Origin of the sequence: Ralstonia sp. 24A2 (genome assembly GCF_051783885.1) — a bacterium.
Classification (GTDB): domain Bacteria; phylum Pseudomonadota; class Gammaproteobacteria; order Burkholderiales; family Burkholderiaceae; genus Ralstonia.
The window spans coordinates 1,151,535-1,174,935 of the sequence record NZ_JBPVZD010000002.1 but is presented as its reverse complement, the minus strand read 5'-3'; the positions used below and the strand labels follow the sequence as shown (position 1 = coordinate 1,174,935).

Genomic DNA, 23,401 nt, shown 5'->3' with positions numbered 1-23,401 from the left:
GGCGCGAGGACCAAGTCGCTTGGCACCCCCGTCGGCCCGCAGGATAATGACTATTTTATTGCATCCGACTTTTTCTTCCCCACCATGTGCCAGCTGCTAGGCATGAACTGCGCCGAACCGACCGATGTGACGTTCTCGTTTACCGGGTTCGCCGCGCGCGGTGGCGTGACTGACCACCATGCCGACGGTTTCGGCGTCGCTTTCTTCGAAGACAAGGCCTGCCGCCTCTTCATCGACAACCAGTCGGCCGGGACGTCGCCGGTGGCTGAACTGGTCAAGCGCTACCCGATCAAGTCCAAGAACGTCATCTCGCACATCCGCAAGGCGACACAGGGCACGGTGCGGCTGGAAAACTGCCATCCGTTCATGCGTGAACTGTGGGGCCGGCACTGGATCTTCGCCCACAACGGCGATCTGAAGAATTTCTCGCCCTTCCTCTCGGGCGTCTACCAGCCGGTGGGCGACACCGACAGCGAACTCGCCTTCTGCTTCATCATGCAATCGCTGCGCAAGCGCTTTCCGGGTTCGCAGCCGCCGCTCAACGAGCTGTTCTACGCGCTGTCGGACATCACCAAGGAAATCACCCGCTACGGTGTGTTCAACTTCCTGCTGTGCAACGGGCAGGCACAGTTTGCGCATTGCTCGACGCGGCTGTATTACATCGTGCGGCAGTGGCCGTTCTCCACGGCGCATTTGATCGACGCTGATATGACGATCGACTTCGCCAAGTACACCACGCCCGCCGACCGCGTGGCCGTAATCGCCACCGCGCCGCTGACCGACAACGAAGTCTGGACCCAGTTCGTGCCGGGCGAGTTGTTGATGTTCGAAGATGGCCAGGCCACCATGGCGACCAAGGTGCCGATTCCGGAAGCGGTACAGATTGCCAACGCAGCCAACACCGCCTGCACCTGACACGATCATCACCAACGCGCCGCCCAACAAAAAGCCGCTCCCGAAAGAGCGGCTTTTCTTTTGCGCAAAACCCTGTGCTCAGTGCGACAGGATCTTCGACAGGAATTGCTTGGCGCGATCGGAACGAGCGTCGATGTTGCCGAAGAACTCTTCCTTCTCGCAGTCTTCAACGATGCGGCCTTGGTCCATGAAGATCACGCGGTTGGCGACCTTGCGGGCGAAACCCATTTCGTGGGTCACGCACATCATGGTCATACCTTCCTTGGCCAGCTCCACCATTACGTCGAGCACTTCATTGACCATTTCCGGGTCCAGCGCGGAGGTCGGCTCGTCGAACAGCATGCAGATCGGGTCCATCGACAGCGCACGTGCAATCGCCACCCGTTGCTGCTGACCACCCGACAGCTGGCCCGGGTACTTGGCAGCGTGCGCCTTCAAACCCACGCGATCCAGATACTTCAGGCCCTTGGCCATCGCCTCTTCCTTCGAACGGCCCAGCACCTTCTGCTGCGCAATCGTCAGGTTTTCGGTAATCGACAGGTGCGGGAACAGCTCAAAGTTCTGGAACACCATGCCCACACGCGAACGCAGCTTCGGCAGGTTGGTGCCGCGGGCGCCCACCGAGGTGCCGTCGACGAGGATATCGCCCTTCTGGAACGGCTCCAGCGCGTTGACGGTCTTGATGAGCGTGGACTTGCCCGAACCCGACGGGCCGCACACCACCACCACCTCGCTCTTCTTCACACTGGTGGTGCAGTCGGTCAGCACCTGGAAGCTGCCATACCACTTGGAAACGTTCTTGATCTCGATCATTGGGTCACCTTCTTCTGAAGTCGCTTCACCAGCACGGAGGCGCCGAAGCAGATCACGAAATAGCACAGGCCGGCAAACAGCAGCAGCTCAACGATACGGCCGTCGCGCTCACCGATGTTGTATGCCTGCGTAAAGAAGTCCGACAGCGCGCTCACATACACCAGCGACGTATCCTGGAACAGGACGATGGCCTGCGTGAGCAGCAGCGGGATCATGTTGCGGAATGCCTGCGGCAGGATCACCAGACGCATGGCCTGGCCGTAGGTCATGCCCATCGCGTAGGCCGCGAACATCTGCCCGCGCGACACGCTCTGGATACCGGCGCGAATGATCTCCGAGTAGTACGCCGCCTCGAACAGCGCGAAGGCGACCAGCGCGGAGGTCATGCGCATGTCGGTGGCCGGCGACAGGTTGAAGATCTTCTGCAGCACCTGCGGCACGATCAGGAAGAACCACAGCAGCACCATCACCAGCGGGATGGAGCGGAAGAGGTTCACATACCCCTGCCCGAACCACTGCAGCGGCTTGATGCCCGACAAGCGCATCATCGCCAGCAGTGTGCCCCAGACGATGCCGACCAGAATGGCGGTGCCAGTGATCTCCAGCGAGAGGACCATGCCCTCGCCGAGCACGCGCATGTTGTCGGCGTTGACGGATGAGAAATCGAAGTGATAAGCCATGAAGTGTCCTCGCTCCGATTACTTGCCGCCGATGAAGCCAGGCAGCCGGGAACGTGCTTCCACCCAGCGCATCAGGCCCATGACAGTCAGGTTGATCAGCATGTACATCAGCGTCACGGCGATGAACGATTCGTACGGCTGCGCGGTGTAGTCCACCAGTTGGCGGCCCTGCGCGGCAAGCTCGAGCAAACCGATGGTCGATGCCACGGCGGAGTTCTTGAAGATGTTCAGGAATTCCGAGGTGAGCGGCGGCACGATGATGCGGAACGACATTGGCAACATCACGTAGCGATACGTCTGTGCCAGGGTGAAGCCCATGGCCAGACCGGCGTTACGCTGGCCGCGCGGCAGCGAGTTGATACCGGAGCGCACCTGCTCGCACACACGCGCCGCGGTAAAGGTACCGAGACACAGCATCGCGCACAGGAACATTGCCGTGGCGGGATTCATCTGCTTGATGTAGTCGCCGCCCGGCACGAGTTCGGGCATGACGAAGTACCAGATGAAGAGCTGCACGATCAGCGGGATGTTGCGGAACAACTCCACGTACGCAGCGGCAAAACCCGACAGCCACTTGTTCGGCACAGTGCGCAGCACGCCCAGCACGGAGCCGATGGCGAGCGCGATGATCCAGGAGGAGAGACCGAGCACGACAGTGGTCTTCAACCCCGCCAGCAGCCAGTCGAGATAGGTCTGATTCTGGGCGGCTTCCGTAAAGAAGACGCCCCAGTTCCAGTGGTAATTCATGGTGGTTCCCTCAAAGAGAAACGGAAGGGAGAGGACCTGTTAATCGGCCTTTGCCTTCCGTTTCGATGATGCTTGAGTCAGGCCCGTTGAGGGAGCCGATCAGTCAAGAGCCTTGTCGTTCGGGTTCTTGATCAGCGCCTTCATGTCATCCGACAGCGGGAAGTCCAGGTTCAGGCCCTTCGGCGGAACCGGACTTTCGAACCACTTCTTGTACGCAGCGGTGATCGAGCCGTCCTTCATCATGCCGACGATGGTCTTGTCAGCCAGAGCCTTGAATGGAGCGTCGTCCTTGCGGACCATACAGCCGTACGATTCACGCGATTGCGGCTTGGCCACGACCACCCAGTCGTTCGGGTTGCGAGCCTTGGCGCGCTCGCCGTACAGCAGGGCGTCGTCCATCATGAACGCAACGGCACGGCCCGATTCCAGCGTCAGGAACGACTGACCGTGGTCCTTCGTACTGATGATGTTCATACCCATCTGCTTGTCGTCGTTCATCTTGCGCAGCAGACGTTCCGAGGTCGTGCCGGCGGTGGTCACGACGTTCTTGCCTTTCAGATCGGCCCAGTCCTTGATGCCCGAATCCTTCTTCACCATGATGCGGGTGCCGATGATGAAGATGGTGTCGGTGAACGATGCCTGCTTCTGACGCTCGAGGTTGTTCGTCGTGGAGCCGCACTCCAGATCGATGGTGCCGTTCTGCAGAAGCGTGATGCGGTTCTGCGAAGTCACCGGAATTTCGTTGATCTTCAGGTCCTTCAGGCCAAGCTGCTTCTTCACGTCCTCAGCAATCTTGGTGGCCACGTCGTACGAATAGCCGATCGTGCGGACACCGCCAACGTTGTAGCTGAACGGAATCGACGAATCGCGCACGCCCAGCGTGATGGTGCCGGTGTCTTTGATCTTCTTGAGCGTACCAGTCAGCTCTTCTGCGTGAGCAGCACCGCTCATCACACCAACGGCGGCAAGCACGGTTGCCAGCTTGGCGAGGTTCATGAAAGTCTCCTTTTGACCATGAAAGAGAAAGACGGGACTGTACCAAAAAACGTTTGGCGACAGTATTGGTGTTGCCACTAAATCGTTGAATCGAACGGAGTTTTTCCTCCGGCGCGGACCTTGCCGCAACCACGTTTTCCGAGCAACCGGACACCTTACGTTGTGCTTTTCCGGAAAACCGGAAACGCCGCGCAGCGCCCAATACGGAAACGCTCTGCACAATCGGCACGCAGGCACGATCGCTTGAGCGGATGACCGTCAGTTGCTAAGGAAAACAAGGGGAAATGAAGCCCGCCCGATGTGCGCTCTCTGTCGCTTACACGAACCCGACTTGAGGATGGGAAGGGCGACGATGTCATCGCCCTTCTCATGGTGCGGTGCTTCGGGACGTTATGGTTCGCCCTGTGAGCACCGGCTTTCTTCAACCGTCGCGCATAGCTGCCTGATCGGCAGCGACGCGATAGACCGGAGCAGCGCCCTGTTGGAGCACCGCGCCGGTATTGATCAGCGCGTCGCCAATCAGGGGTACAGACCGCGCTCTTGGCGGGCCTGCAGAATCCGCGTGCAAGCGATGATGAATGCCGCCGTACGCAGAGTGACCTTGTTGTCCTGCGAAACTTGCCAGACACCACGGAAGGCATCCTGCATGATCCGTACCAGGCGCTGGTTGATCTCGTCTTCGGTCCAGAAGAAGCTCGAGAAATCCTGCACCCATTCGAAATAGCTGACCGTCACGCCGCCGGCGTTGGCGATCACGTCCGGGCAGACCAGCGTGCCTTTGTCGCGCAGGATGTCATCGGCCTCGGGCGTCGTGGGGCCGTTTGCACCTTCCACGACAATCTTTGCCTTGATATGGGGCGCGTTCTTGGCGGTGATCTGGCCTTCCAGTGCGGCCGGGATCAGGAATTCGCAGTCCAGCGCCCAGAAATCGTCTTGCGAGACGGTCTCGGCAGCAAAGCCGGCCACGCTGCCGTTGTGGTCAACGTGCTTGATCAGCGCGTCGACATCCAGGCCATTGCCGTTGAACACGATGCCCTTGTGATCCTGCACGGCGATGACCTTCGCACCGGCGTCATGGAACAGCTTGGCGGCCACGCTACCCACGTTGCCGAAGCCTTGCACCACCACGCGAGAACCCTTGACGTCGATGCCCAGGTTGCGTGCGGCTTCGCTGCCGACCACGAACACGCCGCGGCCAGTGGCTTCACGACGGCCCAGGCTGCCGCCCAGCGCGATCGGCTTGCCGGTCACCACGCCGGTGGCGGTGGAGCCTTCGTTCATGGAGTACGTGTCCATCATCCACGCCATGATCTGCGCGTTGGTGTTCACGTCCGGTGCCGGGATGTCCTTGTTCGGGCCGATGATGATGCCGATCTCGCTGGTGTAGCGGCGGGTCAGGCGTTCGAGCTCACCGGAAGACAGCTTGCGCGGGTCGACACGAATGCCACCCTTGGCGCCGCCGTACGGCACGTTCACAGCCGCATTCTTCACCGACATCCACGCGGACAGCGCCATCACTTCCGACAGTGTCACGTCCTGGTGGAAACGCACGCCGCCCTTGCCCGGGCCGCGCGACGTGTTGTGCTGCACGCGATAACCCTCGAAGTGGGCGATGCTGCCGTCATCCATCTGGATGGGCACATCGACGATCAGAGCGCGCTTGGGGCGCTTGAGGGTTTCAACCCAGCGTGCCAGCGAGCCGAGGTAGGGGGTGACCCGGTCGACCTGCTGCAGATAGATGCCCCACGGGCCGAGGTTATCGGCCGGCAGATAGGACGGGATGGCGTGCTGAAGTGTCGTCGGAGAAGCGACATTGGACATGGTGTCTTCCTGTTTTGAGCCTCGGTAAGGCTCCTCGTTTGGGAATATGCGGTCCCACAAAATGCCCGCCAGCTTAGGGACCGCCCAGAACGAAATCCAATGCCGTTTTTACATCGGGTTATGCATTAAGCGCATAACCCCATGACCCGATGCGATGGCGTACTCAGCCCGATAGCGCGCTCCACAGCGTGTCGATCAGCTCCCGCTTGCGCTTGGATTGCGGGTGGCGACGGTCATGCGCGCCGTTCTGCGGGTGTTCACGGTACAGCCGAATCTCCATTTCGATCGACAGCGTGCCACCGCCCTTGCCTTCGGCGCGCACCAGCCGCCCGGCCGCCACGTCGTCGCGCACCGCACTCTCGGGCAGGAAGGCAACGCCGTGGCCCGCCAGCGCCATCACCTTGAGCGCCTCGGCCATATCGGTCTCGTAGCACTTGTCGAGCAGCGGCGCCACCGGCGAGTTCTCCAGCAGCACATCCACCATACGGCCCAAGAAGGCATTGGGCGTATAGCTCAGGTAGGCAATCGGCTTACGTGCTGCCGGCATCAGCCGGTAGATCGGGCGGCCATTCGCATCTGGCTTGGAAAACGGAGACAACCGCTCGGTACCCAGCACCAGCATGTCGTAACGCGTCGGGTCGAGCTGGATCATCTGGCGCGCATGGTGGTAGACCATGACGAGATCGCAGCCGCCTTCCACCAGCGTCATCACCGCATCGTGCACGTTGAGCGCGCGCAAGCGGCACTGCAGCTTGCCGACCTTCTCCTCCACCTGCGCCAGCCAGCCCGGGAAGAACGTGAGCGACAGCGTGTGCGGCACGGCAAAGTCGATGGTCGATGCGCTGGCCGGGCGCTGACCACGCATGAGCGCGCGTGTCTCGCTCACCTGCGCGAGCATCGCCAGCGCCTGCTCGTAGAACACCTCGCCCGCGGGCGTGAGACGCGTGGGATAGCTTGAGCGATCGATCAGCTCATTGCCCAGCCATGCCTCAAGCGACTGAATGCGCCGCGAGAACGCCGGCTGTGTGACATGCCGCAATTCCGCCGAGCGCGAAAAGCTGCGCGTCTCGGCCAGGCTGATGAAGTCTTCCAGCCATTTGAGTTCCATCGCTTCTCCCTTCCCCTGCCCTGCTTATGCGCCCGCCACGTTTGCGGCGTTTTCGACTTCTTCAGCGACACGCTCTGGTTCGCGCGCCTGCATGCGCCACATCTGCGCGTAGCGCCCTTCTGCGCGCAGCAGTTGTTCGTGCGTGCCGCGCTCGATGATGCGGCCGTGTTCCATCACCAGGATCTGGTGTGCCCGCACGATGGTGGACAACCGATGCGCAATCACCAGCGTGGTGTGGTTTTGCGCCAGGCTCATCAACTCTTCCTGGATGGCGTGTTCAGTGCGTGAGTCCAGCGCGGAGGTCGCCTCGTCAAACACCAGAATCGGCGGGCGCTTGAGCAGCGTGCGCGCGATGGCCACACGCTGCTTCTCGCCGCCGGAGAGCTTCAACCCACGCTCACCGACCTGCGTGTCGTAGCCATCTGGCAGCGATTCGACAAAGTGGTGGATCTGTGCAGCGCGGGCGGCTTCGATCACTTCTTCGCGCGTGGCTTCTGGGCGACCGTAGGCGATGTTGTAGTAGATGCTGTCGTTGAAGAGCACCGTGTCTTGCGGAACGATGCCGATGGCCCCGCGCACGCTGGCCTGCGTGACGTCGCGCAGATCTTGTCCGTCGATCTGGATGGCGCCGGATTTGACGTCGTAGAAGCGGAACAGCAAGCGCGCGAGCGTCGACTTGCCCGAGCCGCTCTGCCCCACCACGGCCGTGGTCGTGCCAGCGGCAATCGTGAAGTCCACATCGAACAGGATCTGCCGCTTGGCTTCGTAGCTGAAGTCCACGTGCGCGAAGCGGACTTCACCGGCGTGCACGGCCAGCGGCAGCGCATCGGGCTTGTCGGCCACTTCGCGGTTGGTCTGCAGCAGGTGGAACATGCGGTCCATGTCCGTCACGGCCTGCTTCAGCTCGCGGTAGATCACACCCAGGAAGTTGAGCGGAATGTAGATCTGCAGCATCAGCGTGTTGACCAGCACGAGGTCACCCAGCGTCATGTGCCCAGCAACTACGCCCTGCGTGGCGCGGTACAGGATCAGGATCAGCGCGGTGGCCACGATGAACTGCTGGCCAAAGTTCAGGATCGATAACGAACGCTGCGAGCGAATGGCGGCTGCGCGGTAGTTCAGCAGATTCTCGTCGTAGCGGCGCGCCTCGTACTCTTCGTTGCCGAAGTACTTGACCGTCTCGAAGTTGAGCAGCGAATCGATCGCCTTCTGGTTGGCACGCGAATCCAGCTCGTTCATCTTGCGGCGGAAGTGCGTGCGCCAGTTCGTCACCGTCACCGTAAAGACGATGTAGCTGACCAGTGCGCAGAACGTGATGAGTGCAAACCACACGTCGTACTTCACGAAGAAGTACGTGATGACCAGGCCCACTTCCACCAGCGTTGGCAGGATGCTGTAGAGCGAGTACGAGATGAGCGACTGGATGCCACGCGTGCCGCGCTCGATGTCGCGGCTCATGCCACCAGTCTGGCGCTCCAGGTGAAAGCGCAGCGACAGTGCATGCAGATGGCGGAACACCTGCAGCGCGAGCGTGCGCACCGAGCTTTCCGTGACCTTCGCAAAGAGGATTTCGCGCAGCTCGGAGAACAGCGACGTCGACAACCGCAGCAGCCCATAGCCGATGATGATGCCCACCGGCACCACCAGCAGCGCACGTGGGTCTGACGGCGACACGTTCATCGAGTCGATCAGCCGCTTCATGACCATCGGCACGCCCAGGTTGGCCACCTTAGCTGCGATCAGGAACGACAGCGCGAACCCCACGCGCCACTTGTAGGCCATGAGATACGGCAGCAGGCTCTTGATGGTGCGCCAGTCACCGCGGTTACCCCCGGGCGGAGGCGGTTCGGAAGAAGCGGGGAAGCGGCGCATGTGCGGTGCAATAAAATAGCGGATTGTGTATTCTCCCACCGATCACCTGTGTGCGCCCCGCACCCAGTCCGTCCGCTTCAATGCTGCCCTGCATCATCATGTCCGAACCCCAAGCCTCCACTGAGATCGTCAAGCTGCCCGCCGGCAAGCAACCTGCCGTGCGCGTCATGCCGATGCCGTCCGACGCCAACGTGCACGGCGACGTGTTCGGCGGCTGGATCATGTCGCAGGTCGACATTGCCGGGTCGATTCCGGCGGTGGTGCGCGCCAACGGGCGCGTAGCGACGATTGCGGTCAACTCGTTCGTGTTCAAGCAGCCCGTGTACGTGGGCGACCTCGTGAGCTTCTATGCCGAGGTGGTCAAGACCGGCCGCACGTCCATCACCGTGGATGTGGAGGTCTTTGCCCAGCGCATGGGCGCCAACGGCCGTCACGCGACCGTCAAGGTCACGGAAGCCACCCTCACCTACGTGGCCACGGACGAGACCCGCAAGCCACGCGTGTTGCCGGAGCAGTGATTCGACATCGCCCAATGAAAAACCCGGCCTAGGCCGGGTTTTCTTTTGCGCAGAAGCCGCGCTCAGTTGAACTTGGAGAAATCAGGACGGCGCTTCTCGAAGAACGCAGTGAACGCTTCACGCGCTTCCGGCGCGCGCAGCATCTCGCCAAACTGCTTGCCCTCGACCGACATGCGCTCGGCGACCTGTGGCGTAGCACCTTCCTTCATCAGGCGCTTGGTGGCGCGCAGCGAAGCCGGCGGCAGCAGTGTCAGTTTGCGCGCCTGGGTGCGAACGAAGGCGTCCAGTTCGCCTGCCGGCAGCACGCGGTTGACCAAGCCCAACTCGCGCGCCTCATTCGCATCGAACGGCTCACCAAACAGCAGCTTGTCCGCGGCGCGGTGGTAACCGGCCAGTTGTGGCAGCAGCAGGCTCGAAGCCGCTTCCGGGCACAGGCCCAGTTGCGCGAACGGCATCGACAGCTTGGCTGTGTCGGATGCGTACACAAGGTCGCAGTGCAGCAGCATCGTCGTGCCAACGCCGACGGCCGCGCCGCTCACCGAGGCAATCAACGGCTTCGTGGCCGTGCTGATGGCCTTGAGGAACTGGTGCACCGGAGCGCTCTCGTCCTTGGGCGGGTTCTTCATGAAATCTTCGAGATCGTTGCCCGCCGTGAACACGCTCTCATGGCCCGCCAGCACGATCACGCGGATGGCGGGATCGGTCTCGGCGGCCACCAGTGCATCCGCCAGCGTCTGGTACATCGCGGCGGTGATGGCATTCTTGCGGTCCAGACGGTCGAAGGTGAGTGTGAGGACGCCGTCTGCGGTCTCGGTACGAATCGACATGAAAACTCCAGGGTGAAGGCCCGCGCCGCTAGATCGGCACGGATGAATCAGAGAGATAACCGACGGAGAACGCGTTGGCCCCCACGTTCAACGCCACGGTCAGGCTCATCGGCGCGAGCAGCACTTCCACACCGTGGTCCTTGGCGGTCTGCATCAGCGACTGCACCGGCTCCATGCGGCGCACGACGTCGAGCGAACCGGAATACGTGATCGCCACCACGGGCGTGGCCAGACGCTCCTCGGCGATCATGGTTTCGGCATGGGCCAGCACGCGGCGAATCCCCTCGTCGGAACCGCGCACCTTGGCGACGGCCTCGGTCTCGCCACGGTGCATGTGAATGATGGGGCGCACATTGAACGCCGTACCCATCATGTAGCGGCCCCAGGTGATGCTCTTCTCGCCTTTCTGCTTGGCACGCGTGTACATGTAAAGCAGCTCATCCGGCACGAGGTACATATGCGCGGCATCGCGCAGGCGATTCTCGATCACATGGACGACGTCACGCACTTCGGCGCCCTCGCGCAGCATGCGTGCGGCTTCATGCACCATCAGCGCCTGACCCGGGCCGATGGCGCCGGTGTCCACCACCGTCAATTCGAACAGGCCCGAGCGGCCGGCGTCCTTGCGCGGCTTGAAGCTCTTGGCCGTGGTGCCCACCACCGCACCGGTGGCATGGCTGTAGAAGTGGCTGCGCGAGCTTGCAATCGTCAGCAGCAGTGCGCGGTCATGCTGGGTGACCACGTGCTTGAGCAGGTAGTCCTCGATCTCGCGTTCGAGCAGCGGGATCGACTCGGCATAGTGGTCTTGCTTGTCGACCAGGTACTTTCGGTAGAGCTGCGGAAGCGCCTCTTCGTCGCGCCGGTCTTCCACAAACAGTTCGCCCGCGCGGATGCGGAACGGCACTACGCCCAAGCCCAGTTGATCAATCATCGAGCGCGGCATATCGCATGCCGCGTCGGTCAACACGATGGTGTTGCTCATCGCACGCCCTCCTCTTGGTGCACCGCCGGTGGCCCGGTGGTGTGTCTCCTCTGTCGCGGAATCGTGGCTCCGCTTCTGTAGCGTGCCCACTGGCGTGGGCCGCATTCTTCGGCGCGCTTGTTCTGTATTGCTGTGCGCGCCTGCGCAACTATGCGTGGTGAGACGGGCGATATCAAGCGGGGGAAGGCCCTAAAAAGCGACCTGAGCCCTCCCCCTCACGTGGGGTCACATGCGTTCGAAAATGCCCGCAGCGCCCATGCCGGTGCCGACGCACATCGTCACCATGCCGTACTTCAGGTTGCGACGGCGCAGGCCGTGCACGACGGTGGCCGAGCGGACGGCACCCGTAGCGCCCAGCGGGTGACCCAGCGCGATCGCGCCGCCCAGCGGGTTGATCTTGCTGGTGTCCAGACCCAGGTCCTGAATCACGGCCAGCGACTGCGCAGCGAACGCTTCGTTCAGCTCGATCCAGTCGAGTTGATCTTGCGTCAGGCCGCCCGCCTTCAGCGCCGCAGGAATCGCTTCCTTCGGGCCGATGCCCATGATCTCCGGCGGCACACCGCGCACCGCAAACGACACGAAGCGCGCCAGCGGCACCAGGTTGAACTGCTTGAGGATCTTTTCCGACACCAGGATCAGCGCACCCGAGCCGTCCGACGTCTGCGAGCTGTTACCGGCCGTCACGCTGCCCTTGTTGGCGAACACAGCGCGCAGCTTGCCCAGCCCTTCGAGCGACGTATCGGCGCGCGGACCTTCGTCCAGCGACAGCGTGCGCGTCTTCAGGTCGATCGCACCCGTGCCCAGGTTCGGGAACTTCTCGATGATCTCGATCGGGGTGATCTCGTCCTTGAACTCGCCGGCTTGCTGCGCGGCCAGTGCCTTCTGGTGCGACAACAGCGAGAAGGCATCCTGCGCTTCACGCGAGATCTTCCATTGCTGGGCGACCTTCTCGGCGGTCAGGCCCATGCCGTAGGCGATGCCAATGTTCTCGTCACGCGTGAAGATGTCCGGCGACATCGACGGCGAGTTGCCCATCATCGGCACCATGCTCATCGATTCGACACCGGCAGCGATCATCACGTCGGATTCACCCACGCGGATGCGGTCAGCCGCCATGGCGACGGCGGTCAGGCCCGAGGCGCAGAAACGGTTGACGGTCACGCCGCCCACCGTGTTCGGCAGGCCGGCCAGCAGCGCGCCGATACGCGCCACGTTCAGGCCTTGCTGCGCTTCGGGAATCGCGCAGCCGACGATGGCGTCTTCGATCAGCGCCGGGTCCAGGTTCGGCACCTGGGCGACAGCGCTCTTGAGGATGGTCGCCAGCAGATCGTCCGGGCGCAGGTTCTTGAGCGTGCCCTTGGGCGCCTTGCCGATCGGGGAACGCGTCGCGGCGACGATGTAGGCGTCTTGCAGTTGCTTGGTCATGATGAAACTCCTGTTCTCTGTCGCTGCGATTAGTTACGCACCGGCTTGCCGGTCTGCAGCATGCCCATGATGCGTTCCTGGGTCTTGGCGCTGCCGAGCAGATCGACGAAGGCCTTGCGCTCCAGCGCCAGCAGCCATTCTTCGTCCACCAGCGCGCCGGCTTCCACGTCGCCGCCACATACAGCTTCAGCGATGCGCGAGGCGATCGTGAAGTCGTGCTGCGAGATGAAGCCGCCGTCACGCATGTTCACCAGCGACGCCTTGATGGTCGCGATGCCCGAACGGCCCGCCACCGGAATGGCCACCGGACGCAGCGGTGCGCGGTAGCCCGAGTCGGACAGCGCACGCACTTCGTTGCGCGCCACGTGCAGCAGTTCGTGCACGTTGAAGACGATGGTGTCGGTCGGTTGCAGGTAGCCGATCTTCTGCGCATCCAGCGCGGAAGACGACACCTTGGCCATGGCCGCAGCCTGGAAGCGGTTGGTCAGGAATTGCAGGATGTTGGTGCTGCCCGCCGCCTGCGCAGCGCGCGCTGCAGCCAATGCGGCTTCCTTCAAACCACCGCCCGCCGGCACCAGGCCCACGCCCACTTCCACCAGGCCCATGTAGGTTTCCAGCGCAGCCACACGCTTGGCCGAGTGCAGCATCAGCTCGCAGCCGCCACCCAGCGCAATACCCGACGCAGCCGACACAACCGGCACACCGGCGTACTTCACGCGCATCATGCCGTCCTGGAACTTCTTGACGAACGGCTCGATGCCCTTGGCGCCGCCCATCATGAAGGCCGGCATCGCCTCTTCCAGATTCGCACCCGCGGAGAACGGACCACCCGGCGCGCCCAGCTTGAGCGACGTCGGCTGCCACACCACCAGCCCCTTGTAGCCGGCTTCGGCCAGATCAACCGCACGCGTCAGGCCATCGATCACGCTCGGTCCGATCGTGTTCATCTTGCTCTTGAACGAAACGATCAGAACATCGTCCTGGCCAGCGGCATCGTCCACCCAGATGCGCACGGCATCGGTCTCTTCGATGGTCTTGCCGTACGTGAGCGGGTTGACCGTGGTCGCACCCTTGATCGGTGCGCGGAACACCTGACGGCCATACACCGGCAGCGTGCTGCGCGACAGGAATGCGTTTTGGTTGGCCGACCACGAACCCTGCGCCGAATGCACACCGCCGTTGTCCGCCACCGGGCCGGAGAACACCCACTGCGGCAGGGCTGCGTTCGACAGCGCCTTGCCGGCTTCGATGTCTTCCTTCACCCACTCGGCCACTTGCTTCCAGCCGGCTTCTTGCCAATCTTCGAACGGGCCGCTGTTCCAGCCGAAGCCCCAGCGGATGGCTAGATCGACTTCTGCTGCGGAGTCAGCAATCTGCTCCAGGTACACGGCGATGTAGTGGAACACGTCGCGGAACACCGCCCACAGGAACTGCGCCTGCGGGTTGGTCGATTCGCGCAGCAGTTTCAGGCGCTCGGCCGGCTCCTTCTTCAGGATACGAACGACCAGCTCATCCGCCTTCTTGCCGCTCGGGCCGTACTGGCCGCTTTGCGGGTCCAGCACCTTGATGTCCTTGCCTTCCTTCTTGTAGAAGCCGGCGCCGGTCTTCTGACCCAGGGCACCCGCTTCCACCAGCTTGGCCAGCACGGGCGGCGTGGCGTAGACCGGGGCGAACGGATCGTCCTTCAGGTTGTCCTGCATCGTCTTGATGACGTGCGCCATGGTGTCCAGGCCCACCACGTCTGCCGTGCGGAACGTGGCTGACTTGGCGCGGCCGAGCTTCGAGCCCGTCAGGTCATCCACCACGTCAAACGGAATGCCGTACTTGGTCGATTCCGCAAACACCGCCAGGATCGAGAAGATGCCGACGCGGTTGGCGATGAAGTTGGGCGTGTCCTTCGCACGCACCACGCCCTTGCCGAGCGCGGAGGTGAGGAACGTTTCCAGCTTGTCGAGGATGTCGCCACGCGTGTGCGCGGTCGGGATCAGCTCGACCAGGTGCATGTAACGCGGTGGGTTGAAGAAATGCACGCCGCAGAAGCGCGACTTCAGCTCGGCGTCAAAACCATCCGACAGTTCGGTGATCGACAGACCCGACGTGTTCGACGCGAAGATCGCGTGCGGCGCGATGTGCGGCGCGACCTTCTTGTACAGGTCGTGCTTCCAGTCCATGCGCTCGGCAATCGCTTCGATCACGAGGTCGCAATCGCGCAGCTTTTCGATGTCGTCTTCGTAGTTGGCGGCCTGGATCAGGTTGGCGTCGTCCTTGATGCCCAGCGGCGCCGGCGACAGCTTCTTCAGGTTCTCGATGGCCTTGAGCGCGATGCCGCTCTTCGGGCCTTCCTTGGCCGGAAGATCGAACAGCGTGACGGGAACCTTGGCGTTGATCAGGTGCGCGGCAATCTGCGCGCCCATCACGCCAGCGCCCAGCACGGCGACGCGTCGGACGAGGAAGTTGGAACGCGCGCCAGCTTGCGGCTGGGCGACGGGGAGTTCGGTACGGGTCATGACATCCTCAACTGAAAAGAGGAAAGAGACGAGCGGGGCGACGGTCTGTGTGCGTCGCCCCGAGGGGGAGTGCGGCTGTTTGCTTAGAACAGCTCGGCGTCGAGTGCCATCAGCGTCGCGCCGCCTGCACGTGCCAGACGGATCTGCGAAGCGGTTTCGGGCAGCAGCTTGGCGAAGTAGAAGCGTGCCGTTGCCAGCTTGACCTTGTAGAACGTGTCGCCGCTGGCTTCCTTCTCCAGCGCGATCTTGGCCATGCGGGCCCAGAAGTACGAGAACACCAGGTGGCCGACCACACGCAGGTACGGCACAGCGGCCGCGCCCACTTCGTCCGGGTTGGCCATGGCCTTCATGCCGATTTCCATGGTCAGCTTCTGGACCTTGTCACCGATGTCAGCCAGCGGGTTGACGAACTCCTGCATGGCTTCGTTGGTGCCTTCGGCTTCAACAAAGTCCTGCACCAGCTTGCCGAACTTCTTCATCTTGGCGCCCATGTCGCCCAGGATCTTGCGACCCAGCAGGTCCAGCGACTGCACGGTGTTCGTGCCTTCGTAGATCATGTTGATGCGGGCGTCGCGCACGTATTGCTCCATGCCCCACTCGGCGATGTAGCCATGGCCGCCGAAGACTTGCATGCCTTCGTTGGTGGAGATGAATGCGTTGTCGCTCAGGAAGGCCTTGGCGATCGGGGTCAGCAGTGCAACCAGATCAGCAGCGTCCTTGCGCGCGGATTCGTCGGAGTGCGACAGCTCGCGGTCGATCTGCAGGGCGATCCAGTACGAGAATGCGCGGCCGCCTTCGGCAAAGGCACGCTGGGTCAGCAGCATGCGGCGCACGTCCGGGTGGACGATGATCGGGTCGGCCGGTTTCTCCGGTGCCTTCGGGCCCGACAGGCTGCGCATCTGCAGACGTTCCTTGGCGTAGGCGGCCGAGTTCTGGTACGCGACTTCGGTCAGGCCCAGGCTCTGCATGCCGACGCCCAGGCGGGCGGCGTTCATCATCACGAACATGGCGTTCAGGCCCTTGTTCGGCTCGCCGACCATCCAGCCACGGGCGCCATCCAGATTGATCACGCAGGTGGCGTTGCCGTGGATGCCCATCTTGTGCTCGATGGAGCCGCACTTCACGGTGTTGCGCTCGCCCGGGTTGCCGCTGGCATCGGGAATGAACTTCGGCACCACGAACAGCGAGATGCCCTTGGTGCCGCCCGGTGCGTCCGGCAGACGGGCCAGCACCAGGTGGATGATGTTTTCCGACAGGTCGTGCTCGCCGGCCGAGATGAAGATCTTCGTGCCGGTGATGGCGTACGAGCCATCGGCCAGCGGCTCGGCCTTGGTGCGCAGGATGCCGAGGTCGGTGCCGCAGTGCGGCTCGGTCAGACACATCGTGCCGGTCCACACGCCCGAAACCAGCTTGGGCAGGTAGCGCTGCTTCAGTTCATCCGTGCCGTGCGCGTGCAGGGCTTCGTATGCGCCGTGCGACAGGCCGGGGTACATCGTCCACGCCTGGTTGGCCGAGTTCAGCATCTCGTACACGGCGTTGTTGATCAGGATGGGCAGGCCCTGGCCACCATATTCCGGATCGCAGCCCAGTGCGGGCCAGCCACCTTCGACATACTGTTGATACGCTTCCTTGAAGCCCTTGGGTGCGGTCACCACGCCGTCGCCGTGGTACGTACAGCCTTCGCGATCGCCGCTCTGATTGAGCGGGAAGATGACTTCGGAGCAGAACTTGCCGGCTTCCTCGATCACCTGGTTGATGGTGTCGGCATCGATCTCCGCGTGCTGCGGCATCTGCTTCAGGTGATCCTCCACGCCGAGAAGCTCGTGCAGAACAAACTGCATATCACGCAGCGGTGCGGTGTATTGACCCATCTTGCAACTCCTTGGTGTGTACTGCGCGACCGCTAGGTGTGCGATGCCGCGTCAGGTTCGGTAAGACTGAATGAGTTTATTGAGCGCCACCATGGCCAGCTCGGCGCTGTTCGGCAACCGCAGGAAACGCGCATCGTGATGCAGGCCCAGTTCCAGGCTGTACATCTCGAACAGCATCAGCTGCGGGTCCGCTTCTGCACGCAGGTGGCCCTCTTCCTTTGCCTGTGCGATCGCGCGGGCCAATGCTGCCCGCCAGATCGTCACGCTCTTGACGAGTTCGTCGCGCACCGGGCTTTCGGCACGATCGTCGTACTCCACCGCGCCGCTGATGTAGATGCAGCCCGTGGTCACTTCCTGAATGCGGCGCTCCATCCAGCGCCGCACCATGCTCCACAGGCGCGGCAGACCGCGCGGTTCCGTCAAGCTCGGGTAGAAGACTTCCTGCTCGAACCGTTTGTGATACTCGCGAACCACTTCCACCTGCAGATCCTCACGCGAGCCGAAGTGCGCGAACACCCCGCTCTTGCTCATCTGCATGCGCTCCGCGAGCACACCGATCGTCAACCCTTCCAGTCCGTCGCGCGAGGCCAGGTCCAGCGCGGCATCGAGAATCGCCGCACGCGTCAGCTCGCCCTTGCGCATCGGCGTGGCTGCTGCGTGATTCGATTCGAGACGAGCGGTCGGGTGACGCATGATGATTTCTCTCCGTTCTTTTCTGGGGCGTGACACGCGAGAAAATTGGCTTGTTGCAGGGCGCCTTTCGCGTGCCGGGCAGGACTGTAAACCAGCCTGCGCGAACACTCTAGCCCAAAATCGAACGGTCGTTCAATTATTTACAGGGCCCCGGTGAGCGGCAAGTGTTTTATTAGAAAGTCGCGTCTAAATGAAGACGCCACAATGGCGCCTTCTGCGGTGCAGCGTGATTCCTGCAAACCCTTTTAATGGAATGCTCTACGGGGTGTGCGCCGCACCCAGAAAACCAGTGCGGCGCAGCATGTTCGACCGATTTTCTAGTGTTACCCGTCAGTAAATAAAACGGGCGAAATCAGGCCGGTGCGGTGCCCGCGCACATGGGGCCGCGATGGAAGATGCGGGCGTCCATTTCGCGCAGATCCGGTGCCACGGCAACCTCTGCGGCACATTGGTCGAGCACATCGCGCTGCAGGTCGATGCCGGGGGCGATTTCGGTGAGCGTGAGACGTCGGCCGCCTTGGCCGTCGTCGCGCATCTCGAAGACGGCGCGTTCGGTCACATAGCGCACGGGAATGCCCGAGCGCGCCGCGTAGTCGCCATTGAAGGTGAGGTGCGAGACCGCCGGCACGATCTTCTTGAGGCGCCCTTCGCGCACGATGCGCAGTTTGCCGCCGTCGGCTTCGACCTGAAGGCCACCAGCCGTGAGCGTGCCCATGAACACGACCGAGCGTGCGCTCTGCGTGATGTTGATGAAACCGCCCACGCCCGCGACGATGGTGTCGCCGCCCTCGCCGAACAGGCTCACGTTGACGTTGCCGGCGCCGTCCAGTTCCGCCAGGCCGAGAATGGCGAGATCAATGCCACCGCCTTCATAGAAGTCGAACTGCGCGGGCTGGTCGACCACCGCCTCGGGATAGGCAGACGCGCCAAAGCTGAGGCCATCTGCCGGCGTGCCCCCGATGGGGCCAGCTTCCACGGTGAGCGTGAAGCCGCGCGCGCCTTCCTGCTCGGCCAAGGCGCCCACGGCAGCGGGCATGCCCACGCCCAGGTTCACGACGCGCGGTTGCTGCGCCATTAGTTCCAGCACCGCGCGACGTTGCACCAGCGTGCGAGCGTCGAGCGCGCCGTGCAGGCTGGTCTCCAATGCTTCGCCGGCCTCGATGGCATCGGTCTTCAACTGGATCGCCTCGCCTTGCCATGGGCGAATGTAGGTCGGGTTGAACGCCTCACCAAAGGTCATCTGGTGCTCGGCCTCGTCGTCGGCAACGACCACGTAGTCGACGAGGATGCCCGGCACGTGGATCGCCTGCAGGTTGTCATGCCGATCCACCAGCCGACGCACCTGCGCGATGACGATGCCGCCCGAGTTGCGTGCGGCTTGCGCCATGGCCAGCAGCTCGTGGTGGAAGGCTTCTTCGTGCGTGCTGATGTTGCCGCGCGGGTCAGCCGCCGTGCCGCGCAGGAAGACGCAGTGCAGCGAGAAGCTTGGGTAGAACAGGTAGTCTTCGCCGCGAAAGCGCTCGTACTCGACCCACGAGGCCGTGCCCGCCGCACGCGCCGCCTTGGCGCGCGCGTTGATGGCGCCGCCGTGGTAGCGCGCATCCAACTCGGTGCGCGGGTCGACGAAGGTGTGCAGGCCAATCTTGGTGAGCACGCCCGGCTTGCCGCCCGCGATGGCGCGATACAGATGCGTGAGTACCCCTTGCGGCAGGTTGAATGCATCGCACTGTTCGGCGAGCGCCAGATCAGCCAGTCGCGTTGCCGAGCGCCAATGCCCGCCTACCACGCAGCGTGTCATGCCGGGATTGCCGAAGTGGTTGACGCCGCGCGTGGCGCGATCACCCTGCCCCGCCGAGTAGACCAGCGTGAGATCGCGTGGCTCGCCAGTCGCCAGAAAACGGCGCTCCAACGCGTGCGTGACGGCCTCCGCGTGACCTGCGCCGACAAACCCGGCACACGCCACCGTCCATCCGGGCTGCACCAACCGAGCGGCTTCGTCTGCTGTGATGACCTGCATGTCTCCTCCGTCTTTGTTTTGTTTTCTGCGCGCTTCATGACCTTGCCGCTAATACTGTGCCGCCTGCCCGCTGATAACCACGCCCAGACGCACGACCCGGTATGCGCACCAGTCTGCCAAGCGCCACCACCAACGGCGCGCGGCGTGGGTATCTGCGAGCACCGGGCGCGCGTGATGTGTGATGGCGTCTTCCAGTACGGTGCGCAACTCGCTGGCGACCTCTGCATCCCATGCAACAACGTTTGCCTCGCGCGCCAGCAGCAAGCTGAACGGATCGATGTTGCTGGAGCCAACCGTGGCCCAACGCTCGTCCACGACCGCCACCTTGGCGTGCAGGAAGCTGGCCGTGTATTCATGGATTTCCACCCCGTCGCGCAGCAGCATGTGATACAGCGAGCGCGTTGCGAAATGCTGCAACGGATACTCAACACGCCCCTGCAGCAGCATACGCACGCGCACACCGCGCCGCCGGCATGCCGCCAGCGCACGCATGAAGCGCACGCCCGGCAGGAAATACGCATTGGCGATGATCACCTCGCGCCGCGCCGTACCGAGCGCCCGTAGATATTCGCGCTCGATCGCGCGACGGTTGCGCACGTTATCGCGCAGCACCAGCGAGGCGAGCACGCTGCCCGGCGCGCGCGTACTTTCGGCACCAGACTCTCCTCGATGGCGCGGACGGGGCGTATCGGTCATCACCGGAAACTCGGCCGCCACGCCCGTCACACCCACCTCGCGCACGCCGGAGCGCACCCCCATCTGCCACCAGAGTCGATCGACCGTGAGCACGATCTGCGCAACCAGCGGCCCGCGCACGCATACCGCAAAGTCGTAGCGTGCGCCCAGCGTGGCGTCGTGCAGCGGTGCGTGATTCAGGTCGTCGATGATGTTGATGCCGCCGACAAAAGCGATCTCATCATCGATGATGGCGATCTTGCGGTGCAGGCGGCGCAGGTAGCGGCGCTGCAATGCAAAGCCGCGCACGGGGCGATACACGCGCCAGTCCACGCCGGCGGTGTCGAGCATTGTGGCGATGTCGGCAGGCAATGCGCCGGTGCCGAAACCGTCGACCGTCAGGTGGACCTCCACACCACGCTGTGCTGCGCGCGCCAGTGCCTCGGTCACGCTGCGCGCAACGTCGTCGTTGGTGTAGATGTAGGTTTCGAGCGCGACGCGATGTCGCGCACCCTCAATGGCGCCGATCAGCGCGGGGAAGAATTCTGCGCCGCCGCACAGCAGGTCGACGTCGTTGCCCGGCAGGGGCTTGCCCCGCCGCCACTCAGAACGCAGTGGACCCGCATCGCGCACGACCCTCATGGGCGCGCCAGTTCCGCCAGCAGGGGCACGTGGTCGGAGCGCTGCGCCCACTCGCGGCCCGTCAGCGCATGTGCGCGTTCAATATCGAACCCACGCACGTAGATGCGATCCAGCCGCAGCCACGGCATGTGGCTTGGGAAGGTACGCACGGGGCGCGCATCGGCCGCCTTGTCGGCCACTTCCGTGGCGCCCAACGACTGACAGATGATGCGGTCGAGGCGGTTGTTCCAGTCGTTGAAATCACCGGCCACCACGAGTGGCGCGTCTTTCGGCACCACGGCGCGCACGCGGTCGATCAGCGCCTCGGCCTGCCGCTGCCGGCTGCGCGCAAACAGGCCGAAGTGTGCGCACAAGAGATGCACCTCACCGAAGCCGAGATCGGTCACGGCATGCAGCAAGCCACGCTGTTCAAAGCGGTGATCGGAAATGTCCAGGTTCTCCGACAACAGGATCGGAAAGCGCGAGAGGATGGCGTTGCCGTGATGCCCGTGGTCGTACACGGCGTTGCGCCCATAGACCGTGTGTGGATACACGTCAGTCGCCAGGTAGCGCAGTTGCGTATAGCTCGGGTCGAACAGTTCGGAGGCGACCAGCCGATCGTTGCGGTCCTGTACTTCCTGCAGGAAGACGATGTCGGCGTCCATGGTGTGCAAGCCCTGCCGCACGTCATGCACGCGCACACGACGCGCAATCCCCGTCACGCCCTTGTGGATGTTGTAGGTGGCGACGCGCAGACGCAGCATGTCAGGCCCGGTCCTTCGTGAAGGCAGCCTGCCGGGCCGTGTAGGCCGCTAGGCGCTCGGGCAGCTGCAGGATGGCTTCGCCGTTGCTGCGTGAGAAGCAGCGCGCCGCGGCTTCTTCATAGGGCAGCCATTCGGCCTGGAGGTGCTCGCGTGGCGACAATCGCACCGGCACTTTGCCGCTCACCAGCAGGCCGAACCAGTGCTCGGTGTTGCGTGTGACACCCGGTGCGTAGCGGTAGCGCCAGCGCGGGTAGATCTCGTATTCGATCTGGTGGCCCCAATCGATCAGGTGATGCCGGCCCGTATCGATGCCGGTTTCCTCCTGCACCTCGCGGCGGGCGGTTTCGGCCAGGGGCTCATCAAGGGCATCGCAACTGCCGGTGACGGATTGCCAGAAGCCCGGGTGATCCGCCCGCTCCATCACCAGCACATGAAGATCAGGCGTGTGGATGACGACGAGAACGGAAACGGGAATCTTGTGCGACATGACGGTTGGCAGCGGATAACGGCGGGCGGCACAAGCGCACCGCAGTTCGATAGCTTACCGCAGCCGGATGCCGCTGATTGCGATGATCGCAACCGCCGTGCAACGCGGCGATGCCGCAGCCATCAAGCCGCGCGCAATGGGCCCTGCCCCGTGCGCGTGCGGGCGAGCCACAGCACGGTCTCATCGGTGGCAGTCTCGTGGCCAAGTTCGCGGCGCGCGACCGCCAGCAGTGGGTCGAGCATCGCGGCGTAGTCCGCGGCGGCCAGGTCCGATCTGGCCCACAGCGCCTCGGTTCGTTCACCCAGTTGCTGGCGCAGCGCACTGACTTGCGCCGTCAGCTCTCGCTCGCGCGTGCCAAGCGCGTTGAACTTCTGGATCAGGAACCGCTGCACCTCGGTCTGCTCGGATTGCGCGTTCGCTTGCTCGAAGCGCACCACGATGGCGGAGGTTTCGCGCTCGATGCGCTGCAGTTCTTCGCGGCCTTCGCGCTCGGCAGCTTCCAGCGCTTGCAAGGCGCGGCGTGCGGCCAGCAGCGCGTGGGCGTGCTCGGCAAAACAGCGTTCGGCGGCCAAGTGCTTTTCGGCCAACGAGCGTGGCGTGTCGTACAGCAGCGGATGGATCGGCGCCTCGGGTGCGGCTGGCGGCAAGGCCGTATCGGGCACGCGCAAATTGGCGATACCGCGCAGCCAATGCATGCGCGCTGCAGCCAGAGGCCCCAAGTCGCGTAAGGCATTCTCCAGGCGAGAGGACGGGGTAGGAGGCGCTGCAGCCTCAGAAGTGGGCGAATGTGCACTCTGCGCCGCAGCGGCGATCTCAGGCACGCAAGCCGCTACGGTTGTCGCCACGGCCTCCGTCATGGCGATGGCGGCACGACGGGTAGCGCGGCGGATTTCGATCCACGCCAAGGTCATGATGATCAGCGCGGCGATCAGCCAGGTCAGCAGGAATTCTGCGTGCGCCACCACCCAGGTGCGCACGAAATCGATGGGGTCGTTCAAGGTGGTCCTCCTTCGCTGTCACCCAGCGTGACAACTCCAAGGGACCACTAGTAGCAATTGGCGT

The 23,401-nt window shown here is 63.3% G+C and carries 20 protein-coding genes; 2 read left to right on the top strand and 18 right to left on the bottom strand.

Annotated features, from left to right (window positions below):
- The first annotated feature begins 84 nt into the window (after positions 1-84).
- A complete protein-coding gene (locus tag ACS13N_RS10385) occupies positions 85-915 on the top strand; it encodes a class II glutamine amidotransferase (RefSeq protein ID WP_438931589.1) in 831 nt (276 codons plus the stop codon).
- A 78-nt stretch (positions 916-993) separates the two neighbouring features.
- On the opposite strand, the gene ACS13N_RS10380 is transcribed toward ACS13N_RS10385, so the two are convergent.
- The 7 genes from ACS13N_RS10380 to ACS13N_RS10350 all read right to left on the bottom strand — a co-directional run bounded on the left by ACS13N_RS10380 (position 994) and on the right by ACS13N_RS10350 (position 8,952).
- Positions 994-1,728, bottom strand: coding sequence for an amino acid ABC transporter ATP-binding protein (locus ACS13N_RS10380; RefSeq protein WP_438931588.1), 735 nt, complete (start codon positions 1,726-1,728; stop codon positions 994-996).
- Entirely contained in the window at positions 1,725-2,408 is a 684-nt protein-coding gene (gltK, locus tag ACS13N_RS10375) for a glutamate/aspartate ABC transporter permease GltK (protein ID WP_438931587.1), read from the bottom strand. The genes ACS13N_RS10380 and gltK overlap by 4 nt, the downstream gene beginning before the upstream one ends.
- A gap of 18 nt (positions 2,409-2,426) precedes the next feature.
- Positions 2,427-3,155, bottom strand: coding sequence for an amino acid ABC transporter permease (locus ACS13N_RS10370; protein WP_438931586.1), 729 nt, complete (start codon positions 3,153-3,155; stop codon positions 2,427-2,429).
- 99 nt (positions 3,156-3,254) lie between these two features.
- Complete coding sequence (locus ACS13N_RS10365; RefSeq protein ID WP_438931585.1) at positions 3,255-4,151, bottom strand: glutamate/aspartate ABC transporter substrate-binding protein; 897 nt, start codon at positions 4,149-4,151, stop codon at positions 3,255-3,257.
- A 519-nt stretch (positions 4,152-4,670) separates the two neighbouring features.
- Positions 4,671-5,972, bottom strand: coding sequence for a Glu/Leu/Phe/Val family dehydrogenase (locus ACS13N_RS10360; RefSeq protein ID WP_048934003.1), 1,302 nt, complete (start codon positions 5,970-5,972; stop codon positions 4,671-4,673).
- Between the two features lie 163 nt (positions 5,973-6,135).
- Positions 6,136-7,080, bottom strand: coding sequence for a LysR substrate-binding domain-containing protein (locus tag ACS13N_RS10355; protein WP_438931584.1), 945 nt, complete (start codon positions 7,078-7,080; stop codon positions 6,136-6,138).
- Positions 7,081-7,104: 24 nt separating this feature from the next.
- Positions 7,105-8,952 (bottom strand): ABCB family ABC transporter ATP-binding protein/permease, encoded by a 1,848-nt coding sequence (locus ACS13N_RS10350; protein WP_438931583.1) that lies wholly within the window; start codon positions 8,950-8,952, stop codon positions 7,105-7,107.
- Positions 8,953-9,050: 98 nt separating this feature from the next.
- On the opposite strand from ACS13N_RS10350, the gene ACS13N_RS10345 reads away from it, so the two are divergent.
- Positions 9,051-9,470, top strand: a complete 420-nt coding sequence (locus tag ACS13N_RS10345; protein ID WP_438931582.1) for an acyl-CoA thioesterase — start codon at positions 9,051-9,053, stop codon at positions 9,468-9,470.
- A gap of 62 nt (positions 9,471-9,532) precedes the next feature.
- On the opposite strand, the gene ACS13N_RS10340 is transcribed toward ACS13N_RS10345, so the two are convergent.
- The 11 genes from ACS13N_RS10340 to ACS13N_RS10290 form a co-directional block, all read right to left on the bottom strand.
- A complete protein-coding gene (locus ACS13N_RS10340) occupies positions 9,533-10,297 on the bottom strand; it encodes an enoyl-CoA hydratase (protein ID WP_438931581.1) in 765 nt (254 codons plus the stop codon).
- A 28-nt stretch (positions 10,298-10,325) separates the two neighbouring features.
- The gene (locus ACS13N_RS10335) at positions 10,326-11,279 is read right to left on the bottom strand and encodes a DegV family protein (RefSeq protein WP_438931580.1); all 954 of its coding nucleotides are present in this window, start codon (positions 11,277-11,279) and stop codon (positions 10,326-10,328) included.
- Between the two features lie 225 nt (positions 11,280-11,504).
- Positions 11,505-12,704 (bottom strand): acetyl-CoA C-acyltransferase, encoded by a 1,200-nt coding sequence (locus tag ACS13N_RS10330; RefSeq protein WP_438931579.1) that lies wholly within the window; start codon positions 12,702-12,704, stop codon positions 11,505-11,507.
- A gap of 29 nt (positions 12,705-12,733) precedes the next feature.
- On the bottom strand, positions 12,734-15,211 hold the full coding sequence (locus ACS13N_RS10325) for a 3-hydroxyacyl-CoA dehydrogenase/enoyl-CoA hydratase family protein (RefSeq protein WP_438931578.1): 2,478 nt from the start codon (positions 15,209-15,211) through the stop codon (positions 12,734-12,736).
- A gap of 83 nt (positions 15,212-15,294) precedes the next feature.
- Positions 15,295-17,082 carry an acyl-CoA dehydrogenase C-terminal domain-containing protein gene (locus tag ACS13N_RS10320; protein ID WP_438931577.1) on the bottom strand — a complete coding sequence of 596 codons (1,788 nt, stop codon included), beginning with the start codon at positions 17,080-17,082 and terminating at the stop codon, positions 15,295-15,297.
- A gap of 51 nt (positions 17,083-17,133) precedes the next feature.
- Positions 17,134-17,724: a TetR/AcrR family transcriptional regulator gene (locus ACS13N_RS10315; protein ID WP_438932825.1), complete on the bottom strand. Its 591-nt coding sequence runs from the start codon at positions 17,722-17,724 to the stop codon at positions 17,134-17,136.
- Between the two features lie 403 nt (positions 17,725-18,127).
- Positions 18,128-19,792 (bottom strand): acyl CoA:acetate/3-ketoacid CoA transferase, encoded by a 1,665-nt coding sequence (locus ACS13N_RS10310; protein WP_438931576.1) that lies wholly within the window; start codon positions 19,790-19,792, stop codon positions 18,128-18,130.
- Positions 19,793-19,840: 48 nt separating this feature from the next.
- Complete coding sequence (clsB, locus tag ACS13N_RS10305; RefSeq protein ID WP_438931575.1) at positions 19,841-21,109, bottom strand: cardiolipin synthase ClsB; 1,269 nt, start codon at positions 21,107-21,109, stop codon at positions 19,841-19,843.
- Positions 21,106-21,852, bottom strand: coding sequence for an endonuclease/exonuclease/phosphatase family protein (locus tag ACS13N_RS10300; RefSeq protein ID WP_438931574.1), 747 nt, complete (start codon positions 21,850-21,852; stop codon positions 21,106-21,108). Before ACS13N_RS10300 ends, clsB begins: the two co-directional genes overlap by 4 nt.
- A gap of 1 nt (position 21,853) precedes the next feature.
- A complete protein-coding gene (gene nudB, locus ACS13N_RS10295) occupies positions 21,854-22,339 on the bottom strand; it encodes a dihydroneopterin triphosphate diphosphatase (RefSeq protein ID WP_438931573.1) in 486 nt (161 codons plus the stop codon).
- A 122-nt stretch (positions 22,340-22,461) separates the two neighbouring features.
- The gene (locus ACS13N_RS10290; protein WP_438931572.1) at positions 22,462-23,337 is read right to left on the bottom strand and encodes a hypothetical protein; all 876 of its coding nucleotides are present in this window, start codon (positions 23,335-23,337) and stop codon (positions 22,462-22,464) included.
- Positions 23,338-23,401: the final 64 nt, after the last annotated feature.

Coding starts and splice junctions, on each gene's coding strand:
- ACS13N_RS10385 (WP_438931589.1), top strand. CDS start 85: ATGTGCCAGCTGCTAGGCATGAACTGCGCCGAACCGACCGATGTGACG.
- ACS13N_RS10380 (WP_438931588.1), bottom strand. CDS start 1,728: ATGATCGAGATCAAGAACGTTTCCAAGTGGTATGGCAGCTTCCAGGTG.
- gltK (WP_438931587.1), bottom strand. CDS start 2,408: ATGGCTTATCACTTCGATTTCTCATCCGTCAACGCCGACAACATGCGC.
- ACS13N_RS10370 (WP_438931586.1), bottom strand. CDS start 3,155: ATGAATTACCACTGGAACTGGGGCGTCTTCTTTACGGAAGCCGCCCAG.
- ACS13N_RS10365 (WP_438931585.1), bottom strand. CDS start 4,151: ATGAACCTCGCCAAGCTGGCAACCGTGCTTGCCGCCGTTGGTGTGATG.
- ACS13N_RS10360 (WP_048934003.1), bottom strand. CDS start 5,972: ATGTCCAATGTCGCTTCTCCGACGACACTTCAGCACGCCATCCCGTCC.
- ACS13N_RS10355 (WP_438931584.1), bottom strand. CDS start 7,080: ATGGAACTCAAATGGCTGGAAGACTTCATCAGCCTGGCCGAGACGCGC.
- ACS13N_RS10350 (WP_438931583.1), bottom strand. CDS start 8,952: ATGCGCCGCTTCCCCGCTTCTTCCGAACCGCCTCCGCCCGGGGGTAAC.
- ACS13N_RS10345 (WP_438931582.1), top strand. CDS start 9,051: ATGTCCGAACCCCAAGCCTCCACTGAGATCGTCAAGCTGCCCGCCGGC.
- ACS13N_RS10340 (WP_438931581.1), bottom strand. CDS start 10,297: ATGTCGATTCGTACCGAGACCGCAGACGGCGTCCTCACACTCACCTTC.
- ACS13N_RS10335 (WP_438931580.1), bottom strand. CDS start 11,279: ATGAGCAACACCATCGTGTTGACCGACGCGGCATGCGATATGCCGCGC.
- ACS13N_RS10330 (WP_438931579.1), bottom strand. CDS start 12,704: ATGACCAAGCAACTGCAAGACGCCTACATCGTCGCCGCGACGCGTTCC.
- ACS13N_RS10325 (WP_438931578.1), bottom strand. CDS start 15,211: ATGACCCGTACCGAACTCCCCGTCGCCCAGCCGCAAGCTGGCGCGCGT.
- ACS13N_RS10320 (WP_438931577.1), bottom strand. CDS start 17,082: ATGGGTCAATACACCGCACCGCTGCGTGATATGCAGTTTGTTCTGCAC.
- ACS13N_RS10315 (WP_438932825.1), bottom strand. CDS start 17,724: ATGCGCAAGGGCGAGCTGACGCGTGCGGCGATTCTCGATGCCGCGCTG.
- ACS13N_RS10310 (WP_438931576.1), bottom strand. CDS start 19,792: ATGCAGGTCATCACAGCAGACGAAGCCGCTCGGTTGGTGCAGCCCGGA.
- clsB (WP_438931575.1), bottom strand. CDS start 21,109: ATGAGGGTCGTGCGCGATGCGGGTCCACTGCGTTCTGAGTGGCGGCGG.
- ACS13N_RS10300 (WP_438931574.1), bottom strand. CDS start 21,852: ATGCTGCGTCTGCGCGTCGCCACCTACAACATCCACAAGGGCGTGACG.
- nudB (WP_438931573.1), bottom strand. CDS start 22,339: ATGTCGCACAAGATTCCCGTTTCCGTTCTCGTCGTCATCCACACGCCT.